This window comes from Labrenzia sp. PO1 (assembly GCF_012273635.1).
Lineage (GTDB): Bacteria > Pseudomonadota > Alphaproteobacteria > Rhizobiales > Stappiaceae > Roseibium > Roseibium algicola.
In genome coordinates, this window is sequence record NZ_JAAXCR010000002.1 from 1,196,225 (window position 1) to 1,212,699 (window position 16,475).

The window sequence follows — 16,475 nt, forward strand, 5'->3', positions numbered from 1 at the left end:
CAGGGTGATGCTGCGCTTGCTTTCCCTCGCCTGCTCTCTTTCATCAAATTCAGAAAGATCTATATTGAAGGTCCTACCTTGAAGGGGCGACCTCATGACGGCCACAGAGACGACTTCCATTCCCGACGTTTTGAAGACCGCCGAAAGCTGGCGCGGTGCGGGACGTTCCGTTGCACTGGCGACCGTGGTCGAGACCTGGGGTTCCGCGCCACGCCCGGTCGGGTCCCATCTTGTCATTGATGCCGAAGGCAACTTCGAAGGCTCCGTCTCCGGCGGCTGTGTCGAAGGGGCGGTAGTGTCCGAGGCAATCGACGTCATCGAGACCGGCAAGCCGACCACGCTGGAATTTGGCGTTGCCGATGAGACAGCCTGGCGTGTCGGTCTTTCGTGCGGCGGCCGCATTCGCGTCTACGTCGAGCCCGTCACCTGATCCCGGATCTGATTTCGATGACCACGGAAACCCTGCTTGCCTTCGTCGCCGCTACGGCTCTTTTTGCCTATATGCCTGGCCCGGCCCTGCTTTATACCGCCGCACAGACGATCGCCCGCGGACAGCGGGCCGGTTTCATGGCTGCCGCGGGTATTCACCTGGGCTGTTATGTGCATGTCTTTGCCGCAGCCTTTGGCCTGTCGGCGATCTTCAGCGTCGTGCCGACACTCTATTTTGCGCTGAAGCTGGTTGGCGGGCTTTACCTGATCTTTCTCGGCATCCAGATGATCCGGACCCGCGTAGTGGCCGGACCGACACCCAATCTGCCCCAAAAATCCGAAAAGCGAGCCTTTGCAGACAGCGTGCTGGTGGAGGTTCTCAATCCCAAGGTCGCCATCTTCTTCATCGCCTTCCTGCCCCAGTTCGTCACCCCTGACGCAAGCCTGCCGATCTGGGCGCAGTTCCTGATCCTGGGAACGTTCGTCAACTTTGCTTTCACCTCGGCAGATATCGTCACCGTTCTTTTTGCAAGCCAAGTGAAGAAACGGCTGACCAGGACATCGAAGTTCCAGAGCCTCACACGCTGGCTCGGAGGATCGCTTCTGGTGGGACTTGGACTGAAACTGGCAACGGACCGCGCATAGACCATGGACTTTTCCCTGCTAAGTGACCTCAACAAGGACCGTGCCGCGCGCCGTGCGGCGATCCTGGTGACCGACATGGTGGACGGGCAGCAACGCCTCGTCCGAAAATCCGACGATTTTTCCGGCGATCCCCTGGCTGAGGAACTTGCAAGGCGTTTCCGCTCAGGTAAATCCGGCATGATCACCGCAGAAAGTGGCGAAGTCTTCCTGAACGTATCCTTGCCTGCGCCGCGTCTGGTCATCATCGGCGCAGTGCACATCAGCCAGGCGCTTGTTCCGATGGCGGAGATTGCGGGGCTTGATGTGACCGTCATTGATCCGCGCACGGCCTTTGCCACCGAAGACCGCTTTCCCGGAAGCACACTCAAGGCGGACTGGCCCGAAGAGGTCTTGAAGGACGCGCCCCTTGATGCCTTCACGGCCGTTGCCGCTGTCACTCATGATCCGAAGATAGACGACTTCCCCCTGATGGAAGCGCTGAAGACGGGATGTTTCTATGTCGGGGCGCTCGGCAGCCGCAAGACCCACGGCAAGCGTCTGGAACGCTTTACCGAAGCCGGCCTGGCACCTGAGCTGTTTGACCGGATCGATGCTCCGATCGGCCTTGATATCGGAGCAGCTTCGCCGGAGGAAATTGCGGTGGCCGTGCTGGGCTCCATCATCAAGGCGTTACGGACCGCTTCGGGAGCTGCCGCATGATATTCGGCCCATGTCCGCCGGAAAATGCCGAAGGCTGTATTCTCGCGCACCGGACAGCCCTGCCGAACCGTGTACTGAAAAAAGGCCGCCGCCTGACGGGACAAGACTGCGCCGAGATTGCCGCCGCCGGTATCGACAGCCTCATGGTTGCCCGGATAGAACCCGGCGACACCGGAGAGGATGCCGCGGCCGAGCAGCTCGCCACGGCTGCTGCAGGTGCAGGTCTTGAGACCGACACCGCCTTTACGGGGCGCATGAACCTCTATGCCGCCACCAACGGCGTCCTGGTGGTCGATGCGGATGCGGTTACCGCAGCCAACCGGATTGATCCGGCCATCACCTTCGCGACGCTGCCGAACTACAGCAAGGTTCTGGCCGGCCGAATGGTTGCAACCGCGAAGATCATTTCCTTTGCCGTTCCAGAAGAACAACTGGGAGCCGCCGAAAGCGCTCTCAGGGGTGCAGTCCGTGTTGCCGGTTTCAGTCCGCGCAAAGTTGGCCTTGTCGCAACGCAACTGCCGCATCTCAAGCCCTCGACCATGGACAAGACCCGCCGCGTGCTGGAAGACAGGCTGTTGCCGAGCGGATCAACCATCCTGAGCGAGCACAGGGTCGCCCACAGCAGGGAGGCCGTCGCCGAAGCCTTGCGGTCACTGAAGGAAGAAGGCGCTGATTTTCTGATCCTGTTCGGGGCTTCTGCCGTTGTCGACAGGCAGGACGTGCTGCCTGCGGGTCTGGATCTTGCCGGCGGGACGGTGCACCACCTGGGCATGCCGGTGGACCCCGGCAACCTGCTGATGCTCGGAAGTCTCGACGGCATTCCCGTGCTGGGCGCACCGGGCTGCGCCCGAAGCCCGAAGGAGAACGGTTTCGACTGGGTTCTGGACCGCCTGCTTGCCGGACTGGAAGTACACCCCGACGACATTACCGCAATGGGTGTTGGAGGCCTTTTGATGGAAATCGGGACACGGCCGCAGCCCCGCGAAGGCAAACGCAAGGGCGAAGCTGCCAGGATTGCGGCGCTGATCCTTGGCGCAGGCAAGTCGTCCCGCATGGGCGGTCCGAACAAGCTGCTTGCGACGCTGGACGGCAAGACCCTGATCCGGCATGCCGCGGAAGCTGCCGCCGGCGCCGGTCTGTCACAGACCGTTCTGGTAACCGGGCATCTGGCTGAAGAAGTCGGCGCTCAGGTCGAAGATCTGGATGTTACGCTGGTGCACAACCCGGATTTTGCAGACGGCATGGCCGGGTCCATCCGCACCGGCATGAATGCTCTCGCCGCAGATACCGATGCGGTGATCGTTCTTCTGGGCGACATGCCACGCATCGGCAGCGATGTTCTGAAGAGGCTGATCGGCACTTACCGCGAAAACGACAACAGTCTGATCGTCACCGCAACGGCGGATGGGAAACGGGGCAATCCGGTCTTGTGGGACCGGCGCTTCTTCGAAGCTCTGAAATCCTTGAGCGGCGACGTTGGAGCGCGCCACATCATTGGCGAAAACCCAGGGTTCGTGGCCGAAGTCGAGATCGGATCCGCCGCAAGACTGGATCTTGATACACCCGATGCGCTTCGGCAGGCTGGAGGCAAGTTGCCTGAGCCAAAAGGCTAAACCTTTGGCCTGGTAAAGTAAGCCGAAGCAATAAAGCCAAACGATAACATTACATTAACCCGGTATGCACTGAGTGCAGGCCGGAATTGCCAGCTATTCTATTGCAATTTTGTGACATGCCGCTTATGTAATGCCTGCGCTTGCTGAAGGGCACCCAATTGGGTTGGACAACGGATGACGTCCCGGGCGCCGCTTACATCCGATTCCTGTCGAAAGCTGTTCGGATCCTCCCTCCCGAGGATGCTCGAGCGCTTTTGTCGCTTGGTTAAAAGAAGAACGAAGGAAAACGTCATGGCTGACTTGTCTCTCCCGCGCCCGGGCTGCTGCAAATGGGCAGAAGGTGATTCTGGTAACTACATCTTCCCGTGCAGCACGCGCGTCGAAGCAGGTGTCTCCTATTGCACCGAACATAGCGCCATCGTCTACATCCCGCCGGAAGAGCGCCGCCGCAACCGTTCCGGTGGTGGCATGAGCCTGTCCTTCCGCCGCGCGGCATAAGAATACAAGCTGCTTGAACTAAAAAAGCAGACATTCCGTGGAACACCACGTACCTCGAAACCCGGCCTCCGGCCGGGTTTTTTGTTGCCCGATCGTCAAGGAGATCTGCATAGCCCCGTCCTAGCGAGCTCCTAAGGCAATAGGCAGCCAGCAACCTGCGGCTGAGCAGAAGATGTATTTCTATTTTTTCTTTCTACGCAAATATTCTTATCCAATATTACCTAGAGGCCGTTTCTTCTTTAAAAACAATCGCGCCTTCCAGTCGGAACAACCCTGCCTTAGTAGACAATTTAACTAAATCTCGCGAAGTTAATACTTTGTTTTGGTTCCAAGGGTAGGTGTAAACGACCTAGAACCGAAACAGTGACGCGTTCGGCAGGGAGGCGCAGCGCACAATGAACCCTGTGCAAGGACACAGCGAACGGGAACGCCTGAGTGCGCTAGCTACCCTTCAGATTCTGAACTCTGAGCGCCTGCCTGAATATGATGATCTCGTAGCAACTCTTGCAACGATTTTCGACGCCCCGATGGCGTTCATTTCCATCGTTGGCGAAGATAATCTCTGGTTCAAGGCCAAGATCGGTATCGCTGTGGACAGCACCCCCCGAAAAGGGACCTTCTGCGACCAGGCGATCCTTTCACGCGACGTGATGGTCGTGACAGATGCTCTTGAAGACGAGCGTTTCCGCGATACCAGCCTCGTTGTCGGCCCTCCTTACACGCGCTTTTACGCCGGTTTTCCGCTTTCCATGGATGGTATCCACATCCTGGGGACCCTATGTGTCGTCGATACCAAGCCCAGACACCCCACCGAAACGCAGCTCCAGCAGTTGCGGCGGATGGGAACCATCGTGCTTGGCCTGATGAAGTCTCATCGCTCCCAGAGCGAAACGCAGTCTGCCCTTCGGGCAACCGAAGAACAGCAACAGCTTGCAATGCGCAAGAGTGACCTGCTGGAGGAGATTACCACCGTCTCCGGTGTTGGCGGCTGGGAAGTCGATATAGATACCGATACCGTGACCTGGACGGATAAAACCCGCGAAATCCACGAAGTGGATGATGACTTCGTTCCAACTGTCGATATGGCGCTTTCCTTCTACGCACCGGATTGCCGTCGCCAAATCTCGGATGCCGTCATCAAGAGTATCAAGGAAGGTGTCGCCTGGGATCTTGAACTCCCGTTCGTGACCGCCAGGGGTCGTGAAATCTGGGTTCGCACCGCGGGCAGGCCCATCATCGAAGATGGTCGCACGACCCGTTTGATCGGTGCCTTCCAGGACATTACAGAACGCAAGCAATCCGAACAGGCCGTGCTTCATTCCGAAGCGGTCCATCGCACCACCCTGGAATCCCTGAGTGAAGGGATTCTCCTCGTCAACAGAGCCGGACAGATCCAGTCCTTCAATCCTGCAGCAGCTGCATTGCTCGGCTACACCGTCGGGGAAATGAAAGGTCAAAAGCTTCAGGATCTCGACCTCGATATCGAATGTGAAGAAGACGGCCACGTTTCCGGCTGCAATCCCCTGCAACAGGCAGCGGTCAATCCGGACAAGGTTTGTAACGTCGTTGCAAACGTGACCCGTCGCGGGACCGACCAATCCGTCTGGCTGCGGCTGAATGCGAAATCGATTGGCGACGACAATGCGTATGGCCTCGACGGCGTTGTCCTTTCCCTGACCGACGTCACCGCGACCAAGCGGCAGCTCATCGCTCTGCAAGCCATTTTCGACAACCTGCCGGGTGGTCTCGTCTATTATGACCCCGACAGACGGCTTGCGGTCTGCAACAAAGATTTTCAGCGCCTTCTGCAATTGCCGCAGGAATTTATTGATCGCAAGGCGCCGTTGCTGGAAGTGGCGACATATCTGGCAAAGCGGGGAGACTACGGTCCGGGAGACCCGGACAAGCTTCTGGAAGAACGGTTCAGGTATTTCAATGATCCCAAACCGCATATTTACGAGCGCGTCAGCCCCGATGGGACACATCTGGAAGTCCGTGGTATCCCTCTGCCGAGCGGCGGCCTTATCACCAGTTTCTTTGATATTTCGGAGCGCAAGCGGGCAGAGAACATCTTGCGGTATTCCGAGGCCGTCCAACGGACAACGCTCGAGTCTCTCAGCGAAGGTATTCTTCTGCTGACACATACCGGCGAGATCCAGTCAGCCAATCCTGCTGCGATTGACCTGCTGGGCGTGACCGGCAGGGAGCTGGTCGGGGTGAACGTAACCGACATTGATTTTGGCCTTCGCTGTGACCTTGAAGGCAAGGGTCCGTGCGATGCACCGCTGGAGCTTGCTGCCCGCGACCCGGGATCACTGAGGGACGTCATCGCCCGTCTCTCCCCCACCAACGGGCATCCGAGGAAGTGGCTTCGCCTGAGCGCCATGCCAATCGACGACGATCAGGAGTTCGATCTGGACGGTGTCGTCGTCTCCCTGACGGACATTACCGAGACCAAGCAACAGGCCGACACGCTGCAAAGCATCTTCGACAACTTTCCGGGTGGGATCGTTCACTACGATGAAACGCTCCGGCTCGCATCGAGCAATCAGCAGTTCCGTGACCTTCTCGAATATTCTGATGAGTTGATTGAAGATCGGCCTTATCTTTACGACTTCTTTCTCTTCAACGCTCGAAGAGGTGACTATGGCCCTGGCGACCCAGAGGCTCTCGCTCTGGAGCGGTTTAGGAAGTACGACCTGAAAAAATCGCAGGTGTTCGAACGGCGTGCAGCAAACGGCACGTACATCGAAACCCGGAGCACGCCACTGCCGTCAGGTGGTCTGATCCATAATTTTTACGACATCACCGACCGCAAGAACCTGGAAGAACAACTTGCCGCGAACGAACGGCTGGCACGGCATCGCTCGCAGGAACTCGAAGCCATTCTCGCCAATATGCGCCAGGGGGTCAGCGTCTTCGATGCGCGTGGCCGACTGTCATTGTGGAACCGGCAGTACATCGAAATCTTCAACAAACCTGAGGGCGATGTTTACGAGGGTGTCAGCCTCATCGAATTGATCCAGGCCGAGAAGGATCGCGGCGAATTCGAAGGCGACGTTAAGGAACACGTCATGGATCTGATGATCCGTCTTTCGGCAGGCGAAGTGGTCCGTTCCAAGTTCAAACATCCCAACGGCAGGATTGTCAGCGCGGTCCATGCGCCCTTGCCGGCGGGCGGCTGGATCGGTACGCATGAAGATGTCACGTCCCGTGAACTGGCGGCTGAAAAGATCCAGTTTGCCGCTCACCATGACACCTTGACCGGGCTCGCCAACCGAACGCTATTCAATGCAAAGCTGGACGAAGCCCTGAATGCGGCATCGGCCAATGGCATTGCAGGCGACCTGATGCTGCTTGATCTCGACAAGTTCAAACCGGTGAATGACAGCTTCGGTCATGATGTCGGTGACGAACTTCTTAAAACAGTCGCACAGCGACTGCGCGAGTGTGTCCGGTCCTCAGATCTGGTCGCTCGTCTCGGCGGCGACGAATTCGGGATCATCCTGACCGGAACCGGTTCCGGCAACGCCAGTACAGCCGAGATTGCCGATCGTATCGTCCGCAAGATCGGGGCACCGTTCGCTGTCCAGGATCACATTATTTCGGTTGGCGTCAGCGTCGGAATTTCTCCGATTACGGGCACGGAACTGGATCCTCGTCCAGTGATAAAGCGCGCTGATATGGCGCTATACGAGGTCAAGCATAACGGGCGTAACGGGTTCAAGTTCTTCGAAGAAGAAGACGTCGCGCGGTTTGCTCGCGCCTGACGTTCGGCCTTCTGATCGAGAGCCGACTGTTTGAGAGGCAGCCTGCCAGGCACGTCAGAACCGCGCCTCTTGCATACTTGACCGATCGCTTCCCCCCAAGAACAAAAAACGCGGCCCGTTGCCGGACCGCGTCATTGAATGAAGCTGGAGGGGGTCGTATCAGGCCTTGGTGAGGGCTTCTGCGACGTCCTTGAGCTGAGCCAGTGTCATTTCGGCTTTCTGCCGCGAGGCATCGTCCTTGGCGTCGGAAACATCTTCCTGCGCATCCTGGATTGCCTGGTCGAGCTGCTCACGGCTGATCTCGCCAACCGGAACGGCCTGTTCGGCCAGAACGGTGAGACCGCCTGCTGCAACATCGGCAAAACCACCGCGGACGAAGTATTCGTCCCAGCCACCATTTTCGCTGCTGCGCACCTTCAGGATGCCCGGCAGGATGGTGGAGATGAACGGGGCATGGTTCTTCAGAACGCCAAACTCGCCTTCGGCGCCCGGTACAACGACCTCTGCGACCTGTTCGGAGAGGAGCTGGCGCTCCGGCGAGACCAACTCAAACTGGAAAAGTTCAGCCATTTGGCGTCTTCCTTGTCAGTCTAATTCTGATGGCAAGCCATCAAGCATGAAGAAGACGGACGCCCGATAACGGGCGTCCGGTCAATTCGCCGATCAAGCGGCTTCAGCAGCCAGGCGCTGTGCTTTCTCGATGGCTTCATCGATGGAGCCAACCATGTAGAAAGCAGCTTCCGGCAGGTGGTCGTATTCGCCTTCGACCAGACCCTTGAAGCCCTTGATGGTGTCTTCGAGGGCAACCAGCTTGCCCGGAGAACCGGTGAAGACTTCAGCCACGAAGAACGGCTGGGACAGGAAGCGCTCGATCTTACGTGCGCGGGCAACGGTGAGTTTGTCTTCTTCAGACAGTTCGTCCATGCCCAGGATGGCGATGATGTCCTGCAGAGCCTTGTAGCGCTGCAAAGTAACCTGAACCGCACGAGCCGTTTCGTAGTGCTCTTCACCGATGATGCGGGCATCAAGCATACGGGAAGTGGAGTCCAGCGGATCCACAGCCGGGTAGATGCCTTTTTCAGCGATCGAACGGTTAAGAACCGTCGTTGCGTCCAAGTGAGCAAAGGTCGAAGCCGGTGCCGGGTCGGTCAAGTCATCGGCCGGAACGTACACGGCCTGCACGGACGTGATCGAGCCCTTGTTCGTGGTGGTGATGCGCTCCTGCATGCCGCCCATGTCGGTGGCCAGCGTCGGCTGGTAGCCCACAGCGGACGGGATACGGCCGAGAAGTGCGGACACTTCGGAACCTGCCTGGGTGAAGCGGAAGATGTTGTCCACGAAGAACAGCACGTCCTGGCCCTGGTCACGGAAGTGTTCTGCAACGGTCAGACCGGTCAGAGCAACACGTGCACGGGCTCCCGGGGGCTCGTTCATCTGGCCGTAAACCAGAGCAGCCTTGGAGCCTTCTCCGCCGCCTTCCTTGTTCACGCCGGATTCGATCATTTCCCAGTAAAGGTCGTTACCTTCACGAGTACGCTCGCCAACACCTGCGAACACGGAGTAACCGCCGTGCGCCTTGGCGACGTTGTTGATCAGTTCCATGATGAGAACGGTCTTGCCCACGCCGGCGCCGCCGAACAGGCCGATCTTACCGCCCTTTGCGTACGGAGCCAGAAGGTCAACGACCTTGATGCCCGTCACAAGGATTTCAGCTTCGGTGGACTGTTCGATGAACTCCGGAGCGTCCTGGTGGATCGCACGCTTGCTTTCGTGCGGGATCTCACCGGCTTCGTCGACCGGCTCGCCGATCACGTTCATGATACGGCCCAGGGTGCCGTCGCCAACCGGCACCACGATCGGTGCATCGGTGTCGACCACTTCCTGACCGCGCACCAGACCCTCGGTGGAGTCCATCGCGATGGTACGTACCGTGTTTTCGCCAAGGTGCTGAGCAACTTCAAGCACAAGACGCGTGCCCTGGTTGTCAACTTCAAGAGCGTTCAGGATCAGCGGCAGGTGGTCATCGAACTTGACGTCGACAACGGCGCCGATGACCTGGGTGATCCGTCCGACCTTTTTGTCAGCCATATCCCTAATCCTCGTCTCGATCCCGTTAGAGCGCTTCCGCGCCCGAGATAATTTCAATCAGTTCCGTCGTAATCTGAGCCTGGCGCTGGCGGTTGTAGTTGATCGTCAGTTTGTCGATCATCTCGCCGGCGTTGCGGGTCGCGTTGTCCATTGCGGACATACGTGCACCCTGTTCAGACGCAGCATTTTCCAGAAGTGCCCGGAAAATCTGAACGGAGATGTTGCGCGGCAGCAGATCCGCAAGGATCTCTGTCTCTTCCGGTTCATATTCGTAAACCGCGTTGGCACCTGCGCCTGCATCAGTGCTGCCAGCCTCGAAATGGGCCGGGATCAGCTGAGTTGCAGTCGGTTCCTGCGCGATCACGGATTTGAAAGTCGAATAGAACAGCGTGCAAACGTCGAACTCGCCATTGTCGTACATGGAGAGCACTTCGCGGCCGATGTCGTCCGCGTTGTTGAAGCCAACGTTCTTAACACTGCGCAGGTCGATGGTCTTGATTATGTGCTGGCCGAGCTCGCGCTTCAGAGCGTCGTAGCCCTTCTTGCCGACACAGATGATCTTGACCGTCTTGCCCTGCTTCAGCAGGCTGCGCGCTTTTTCACGCGCAAGCTTGGCAATGTTGGTGTTGAAGCCCCCACACAGCCCACGTTCGGCCGTGGCAACGAGCAGGAGATGAACCTGGTCATTGCCGGTGCCGGACATGAGCTTCGGAGCGTCGTCGCGCCCCTCGAAGGCCACCGCGAGGTTGGCCAGCACCGCACCCATGCGTTCCGCATAGGGGCGAGCGGCCTCCGCAGCTTCCTGAGCACGACGCAGCTTCGCCGCGGCCACCATTTGCATGGCCTTGGTGATTTTCTGCGTCGCCTTAACGGAAGCGATGCGGTTTCGTAAGTCCTTCAGGCTCGGCATGGCCGCCCCTGCTCCTTATCCCGGCGTGGTCTTAAGCGAAGTTCTTGGCGAACGCGTCGATGGCAGCTTTCAGCTTGCCAGTCAGCTCGTCGTCGAGTGCCTTCTTCTCCCAGATGGCGTCGAGCAGCGCTTTGTGCTCGCCACGAAGGAACAGAAGCAGGCCTTCTTCGAAGTCCTTCACGCGGTTGACCGGGATTGCATCCAGGTAGCCGTTCACGCCGGCATAGATGACTGCAACCTGTTCTTCGGTCTTCAGCGGCGAGAACTGCGGCTGCTTCAGAAGTTCGGTCAGACGTGCACCACGGTTCAGGAGGCGCTGGGTCGTGGCGTCGAGGTCGGAGCCGAACTGGGCAAAGGCCGCCATTTCGCGGTACTGAGCCAGTTCACCCTTAATCGGGCCGGCAACCTGTTTCATCGCCTTGATCTGAGCGGAGGAACCCACGCGGGACACCGACAGACCAACGTTCACGGCCGGGCGGATACCCTGGTAGAACAGATCCGTTTCCAGGAAGATCTGACCGTCGGTGATCGAGATCACGTTGGTCGGAATAAACGCGGACACGTCGTTGCCCTGGGTTTCAATAACCGGCAGTGCGGTCAGAGAGCCCTTGCCATGGTCTTCGTTCAGCTTCGCAGCACGTTCCAGCAGACGGGAGTGCAGGTAGAAAACGTCACCCGGGAAAGCTTCACGTCCCGGCGGACGACGGAGCAGCAGGGACATCTGACGGTAGGCCACAGCCTGCTTGGTCAGATCGTCGTAGCCGATCACGGCGTGCATGGAGTTGTCACGGAAGAACTCGCCCATCGCGCAGCCGGCAAACGGTGCCAGGAACTGCAGCGGAGCAGCGTCGGAAGCGGTAGCTGCAACGACGATGGAGTATTCCAGCGCGCCGGCGTCTTCCAGGGTCTTCACGAACTGAGCGACGGTGGAGCGCTTCTGGCCGACAGCAACGTAGATGCAGTACAGCTTGGCGTCTTCGTCGTCAGAAGCATGCAGCGGCTTCTGGTTCAGGAAGGTGTCGAGAATGATCGCGGTCTTGCCGGTCTGACGGTCACCGATGACCAGCTCGCGCTGACCACGGCCAACCGGGATCAGGGCGTCGATGGCTTTCAGGCCGGTAGACATCGGCTCATGCACGGACTTGCGCGGCAGAATGCCCGGCGCCTTGACGTCCACGCGGCGCTTTTCGGTTGCCTCGATCGGGCCTTTGCCGTCGATCGGGTTGCCGAGCGGGTCAACAACGCGGCCCAGGAGGCCCTTGCCGACCGGCACTTCCACGATGGCGCCGGTCCGCTTGACGGTGTCGCCTTCTTTAATGTCACGGTCGGAGCCGAAGATAACGACACCAACGTTGTCGGTTTCCAGGTTCAGGGCCATGCCCTTGATACCACCCGGGAATTCGACCATTTCACCAGCCTGGACTTTGTCCAGACCATAAACACGGGCGATACCGTCACCGACGGAGAGCACCTGACCGACTTCAGAAACTTCGGCTTCCTGGCCAAAGCTCTTGATCTGGTCCTTGAGGATTGCGGAGATTTCCGCGGCCCGAATATCCATCAGCCGACCTCTTTCATCGCGAACTTGAGTGAATTGAGCTTGGTACGCAGCGATGTGTCGATCATGCGGGAGCCGACCTTGACCACGAGGCCACCGATCAGGGCAGGATCAACCTTTGCCACGATGTTTACAGATTTGCCCGTGGAAGCCGAGAGAGCTTCTTTCAGGGCAGCGACATGATCGTCGGAAAGGGCAGCTGCGGAGGTTACCTCAGCCGTTTCCTCACCACGCTTTTGCGCAAGCAGGGTGCGGAATGCCTTGATCATGCCGGGAAGAACGAAGAGGCGCCGGTTACGGGCTGCCAGCTTCACGAAATTAGCAGCCAGGCCTTTGATGCCTGCCTTGTCGAGAAGTGCGGTAAGCGCTGCAAGCTGCTCCTCCACACTGAATACCGGGCTTTTCACGAGACGGACGAGATCTTCGCTTTCGGCAAGCATGCCTTCGAAAGCTGTCAGATCCCGCTCCACGTCAGCCGTTACACCTTCGCCTTCGGCGAGGTCGAGAAGGGCGGACGCATAACGCTGTGCCACGCCGGATACGAGAGATACGTTGTCAGTCACCAGGTCCGTGCTCTCTGACGTTTTTCATGCCCACGAAACGGCTAGCGCTCGCAAAGCATTGAAAAAATGAATGATTTCAAGGTCAGAAGGTATGACGGTTAAACCGCTGCCCCCAAAGCCGCGCCTCAATTAGCACAGGGTTTCTCAGTGTGCAACTTCGCCTAAAGACTGTTATTGCCGATTCCTCGGTGTTTTTTGTCAAAGGTCGATAAAAAACGTTTCAGATCAACGTCTCCGCACCGTCATAAACCTTTAGACGGTTTTCTGCAGAGCGGGCGAAAAGGCCTTTGCACAGGGCTGAAAGGGGCAAGCCAGGAGGGCGTTTTTGCCGCAGCTGCGCGGAAGGCGGGATTATTGCCGTCAGCAGCGTTGCCACAATTGCAAACAATGCCCCTGCGGTTCCACCCGATTCTCCCACGCCGAACTCGTATGAACGGCAGGCGCTTTTTCCGATGAACGCAAAAACCACCTAGAGAAAATGCTGCGGGTCGATGTCTACTTGCAGGCGCAGCCCCTTCGTGGGCTTCGGGCCGATGCTCAGCCAATGCCGCAGATAGGCCTGCAGATCGTACTGGCGGGGGGCCATTGCCAGCAGGCGGAAACGATAGCGTCCGCGCACCATGGCAAGGGCGGCTTCCGCAGGCCCAAGGAGCGTGACGGCCTGATCCGGCGGTGCGGCACGGGCAAGGGCCCTCGAGAAGCCTTCTGCAAATCCTCTGTCTGGTCCGGAGACGATGACGGCGGCAAGACGCCCGAACGGCGGCAGACCTGCTCCCCGCCTTGCCTCGATCTCGGCCTGGTAGAACGCCTTCTTGTCGCTTGAAAGCAGCGCCTTGATGACGGGATGATCGGCATTGTAGGTCTGCAGGAAACCTTTGCCGCCGCCGGTGACGCGGCCCGCACGGCCCGTCACCTGGGCAAGCAGCTGGAAGGTTTTTTCCGCAGCTCTCGGATCGCCATGGGCAAGGCCAAGGTCCGCATCCACCACGCCAACCAGTTTCATCAGCGGGAAGTTATGCCCCTTGGCGACCAGCTGCGTGCCGATGACGATGTCGGCCCCGCCTTCCTCGACAATCTTCATTTCGCGCTTCAGCCGATCCGGCCCGCCGGCAATATCCGACGAAAGCACGAGCACACGCGCCTGCGGAAAGAGCTCGGTCACTTCCTCGGCGATTCTTTCCACGCCGGGACCGCAGGCAACCAGACTGTCTACCGACTGGCAGGACGGACAGGCCTTGGGAACCGGCTCCTGATGGCCGCAGTGGTGACAGACGAGTTTTTTCTGAAAACGATGCTCCACCAGCCAGGCGCTGCAATGAGCGCATTGGAACCTGTGGCCGCAGGTACGGCAAAGGGTCAGCGGTGCATAACCGCGCCGATTGAGAAACAGTAGCGACTGCCCCCCTTCGGCGAAGGTGCCGGCGATGCCGTGGACCAGGCCAGGTGCCAGCCAGCGTCCGCGTTCCGGCCCGTCCTGGCGCATATCGATGGCCATGAGGTCCGGCAGGGCAGCACCGGATGCCCGTTCGGGCAGCTCAAACAGCTTGTAGCGGCCGACCTCTGCGTTGACGATGCTTTCCACGGATGGCGTGGCCGAAGCCAATACAACAGGGAAGCCGGAGAGATGGCCGCGGACAACAGCCATGTCGCGTGCGCTGTAAGGCACCCGGTCGTCCTGCTTGAAGGCCGCATCGTGTTCTTCGTCCACGATGATCAGGCCCAGTTCCTTGAACGGCAGAAACAGCGAGGAGCGGGCCCCTATCACCACCCGCACATCTCCGGAGGCCACCCCGCGCCAGACCCGCGAGCGGTTCTTGACCGTGATCTGGGAATGCCACTCGGCCGGATAGACCCCGAAGCGTTGTTCGAAGCGCCGCAGGAACTGTTCGGTGAGTGCGATTTCAGGCAGCAGCACCAGCGCCTGCTTTCCCCGGCGCAAGGCTTCGGCAATCGCCTCGAAATAGACTTCCGTCTTGCCCGAGCCGGTGACACCGTCGATCAGGGCAACGGCCCCACCCTTGCCGAAACAGGCCGTCAGGCCGTCTGCCGCGGCCTGCTGCGCCGGGGTCAGCGGTTTTTGCGCGTAGTCCAGTTGCGGTTTCGGCGGCGGAGGAGCCGCCGGCATCAGGACGGTTTCCAGGACATCTTGCTGAAGCAGGCCGTCGATGACGGAAGCGGACACGCCGGCAGCATGGGCAAGGCCGCTTTTCGTCCAGGCAAAGCCGTCTTCCATGGTCGCCAGAACGCGCCCGCGTGCCGGCGTCAGACGATCCGGCTCGGCACCTTCGATACGGCGGACACCGGGAACGGGTGCCTCCGGCTCCAGCGCTTCTTCGGACCGCAACACCATGCGCAGCACCATCCCCGGAGCGCCAAGTGTCCAGTTCGCTACCCAGTCGACGAACCGGCGCAGATCATCATCAAGCGGCGGCGTCTTGTCGTAGACATGGGAAATGGTCTTCAGTTTCTTTGGATTGATGGCCGCGTCCGGCTCGATATCCCAGACAGCGCCGATCACCTCGCGCGGGCCGAGCGGCACCTTGACGATGGTGCCCGGAACCACGGACTGGCCGGGCGGCACCTTGTAGGTATAGGCCCCCGCAACCGCGACCGGCACCAGCACGCTGGCAATGGTTTCCTGGAAGTCTGGATCGTCGAACAGCACTGGGTGTCAGGTCCTCATCGCTCCGGGAACGGCCGCGAAACCATGCGCCTGGCACGGCTCGAACCCTAGCGTGACATTGCCCGTCCGGTCGCCGGGATCAAGCCTCGCCATTCTTGAGGTACGTACCGCAAAAATTTCGTCCACCAGAGAATCAGGGGTTCTTCTTGTCATCATCCTAGGGTAAAGAGAGCCCAGCTGACCACGCAATCGTTTTGTCCCGCTAGCCGGGACCAGGTTTCCGGCGACGCTCCGGTAGCCCTACAGGGAGTAAAGACAGATGAAATTCTTCGTCGATACGGCCGACACGGCTGAAATCAAGGAACTGGAAGCAACCGGCCTCCTTGACGGTGTCACCACCAACCCCTCGCTGATCGCAAAGTCCGGTCGGGACTTCAAGGAAGTCATCGCAGAAATCTGCGCCATCACCGAAGGCGATGTTTCCGCCGAAGTGGCCGCAACCGATTTCGACACGATCATGAAGGAAGCGCACGTCCTTGGCGCGATCGCAAACAACGTGGTCATCAAGCTGCCGTTGACGTTCGATGGCCTGAAGGCGTGCAAGCAGCTGACCGAAGAAGGCACCAAGACCAACGTCACCCTGTGCTTCTCGGCCAACCAGGCCCTGCTCGCAGCCAAGGCCGGCGCAACCTACATTTCGCCGTTCATCGGCCGTCTGGATGATATTCATGCCGACGGGCTTGAGCTGATCCGCGAAATCCGCGTGATCTACGACAACTACGGCTTCGACACGGAAATTCTGGCTGCGTCGATCCGCACGCCGAACCACGTGAAGGATTGCGCCATCATCGGCGCCGACGTCGCGACCGTACCGCCGGCAACGCTGAAGGCACTGGTCAAGCATCCGCTGACCGACAAGGGCCTTGAAGCTTTCCTGGCCGATTGGGCCAAGACCGGCCAGAGCATTCTCTGATCATCGACCTTTAAGACAAACGAACGGCCCGGATTTCCGGGCCGTTTTTGTTTGCCGTTCCTGGCGCCTGCCAAGGGCAACAGGACGTTCCAATACCTTTTGCCTG

Annotated in this window: 13 protein-coding genes; 7 read left to right on the forward strand and 6 right to left on the reverse strand. The window is 59.2% G+C overall.

Annotated elements, in window-relative coordinates:
- The first annotated feature begins 94 nt into the window (after positions 1 to 94).
- The 6 genes from HCG46_RS13420 to HCG46_RS13445 all read left to right on the forward strand — a co-directional run bounded on the left by HCG46_RS13420 (position 95) and on the right by HCG46_RS13445 (position 7,654).
- Positions 95 to 430 carry an XdhC family protein gene (locus tag HCG46_RS13420; protein ID WP_022998985.1) on the forward strand — a complete coding sequence of 112 codons (336 nt, stop codon included), beginning with the start codon at positions 95 to 97 and terminating at the stop codon, positions 428 to 430.
- A gap of 17 nt (positions 431 to 447) precedes the next feature.
- Positions 448 to 1,074, forward strand: coding sequence for a LysE family translocator (locus tag HCG46_RS13425; RefSeq protein ID WP_055657213.1), 627 nt, complete (start codon positions 448 to 450; stop codon positions 1,072 to 1,074).
- Positions 1,075 to 1,077: 3 nt separating this feature from the next.
- The gene (locus tag HCG46_RS13430) at positions 1,078 to 1,773 is read left to right on the forward strand and encodes an XdhC family protein (protein WP_168686497.1); all 696 of its coding nucleotides are present in this window, start codon (positions 1,078 to 1,080) and stop codon (positions 1,771 to 1,773) included.
- The gene (locus tag HCG46_RS13435) at positions 1,770 to 3,386 is read left to right on the forward strand and encodes a molybdopterin-binding/glycosyltransferase family 2 protein (RefSeq protein WP_168686498.1); all 1,617 of its coding nucleotides are present in this window, start codon (positions 1,770 to 1,772) and stop codon (positions 3,384 to 3,386) included. Before HCG46_RS13430 ends, HCG46_RS13435 begins: the two co-directional genes overlap by 4 nt.
- Before the next feature lie 291 nt (positions 3,387 to 3,677).
- Positions 3,678 to 3,884, forward strand: coding sequence for a hypothetical protein (locus HCG46_RS13440; protein WP_022998990.1), 207 nt, complete (start codon positions 3,678 to 3,680; stop codon positions 3,882 to 3,884).
- A 395-nt stretch (positions 3,885 to 4,279) separates the two neighbouring features.
- A complete protein-coding gene (locus HCG46_RS13445; protein WP_168686499.1) occupies positions 4,280 to 7,654 on the forward strand; it encodes a PAS-domain containing protein in 3,375 nt (1,124 codons plus the stop codon).
- A 159-nt stretch (positions 7,655 to 7,813) separates the two neighbouring features.
- Here the strand turns inward: HCG46_RS13445 and HCG46_RS13450 are convergent, their stop codons facing one another.
- From HCG46_RS13450 to HCG46_RS13475, 6 genes are all read right to left on the reverse strand, one after another.
- Positions 7,814 to 8,224 carry a F0F1 ATP synthase subunit epsilon gene (locus HCG46_RS13450; protein ID WP_022998993.1) on the reverse strand — a complete coding sequence of 137 codons (411 nt, stop codon included), beginning with the start codon at positions 8,222 to 8,224 and terminating at the stop codon, positions 7,814 to 7,816.
- A gap of 93 nt (positions 8,225 to 8,317) precedes the next feature.
- Positions 8,318 to 9,751: a F0F1 ATP synthase subunit beta gene (gene atpD, locus HCG46_RS13455; RefSeq protein ID WP_173013971.1), complete on the reverse strand. Its 1,434-nt coding sequence runs from the start codon at positions 9,749 to 9,751 to the stop codon at positions 8,318 to 8,320.
- 16 nt (positions 9,752 to 9,767) lie between these two features.
- Positions 9,768 to 10,652: a F0F1 ATP synthase subunit gamma gene (locus tag HCG46_RS13460; protein ID WP_023014438.1), complete on the reverse strand. Its 885-nt coding sequence runs from the start codon at positions 10,650 to 10,652 to the stop codon at positions 9,768 to 9,770.
- Between the two features lie 31 nt (positions 10,653 to 10,683).
- The gene (gene atpA, locus HCG46_RS13465) at positions 10,684 to 12,213 is read right to left on the reverse strand and encodes a F0F1 ATP synthase subunit alpha (protein ID WP_022998996.1); all 1,530 of its coding nucleotides are present in this window, start codon (positions 12,211 to 12,213) and stop codon (positions 10,684 to 10,686) included.
- Entirely contained in the window at positions 12,213 to 12,773 is a 561-nt protein-coding gene (locus tag HCG46_RS13470; RefSeq protein WP_022998997.1) for a F0F1 ATP synthase subunit delta, read from the reverse strand. Before HCG46_RS13470 ends, atpA begins: the two co-directional genes overlap by 1 nt.
- Before the next feature lie 469 nt (positions 12,774 to 13,242).
- Complete coding sequence (locus tag HCG46_RS13475) at positions 13,243 to 15,438, reverse strand: primosomal protein N' (RefSeq protein ID WP_168686500.1); 2,196 nt, start codon at positions 15,436 to 15,438, stop codon at positions 13,243 to 13,245.
- 277 nt (positions 15,439 to 15,715) lie between these two features.
- Here HCG46_RS13475 and fsa point away from each other — a divergent pair, with 277 nt between their 5' ends.
- On the forward strand, positions 15,716 to 16,369 hold the full coding sequence (fsa, locus tag HCG46_RS13480; protein ID WP_022999000.1) for a fructose-6-phosphate aldolase: 654 nt from the start codon (positions 15,716 to 15,718) through the stop codon (positions 16,367 to 16,369).
- Positions 16,370 to 16,475: the final 106 nt, after the last annotated feature.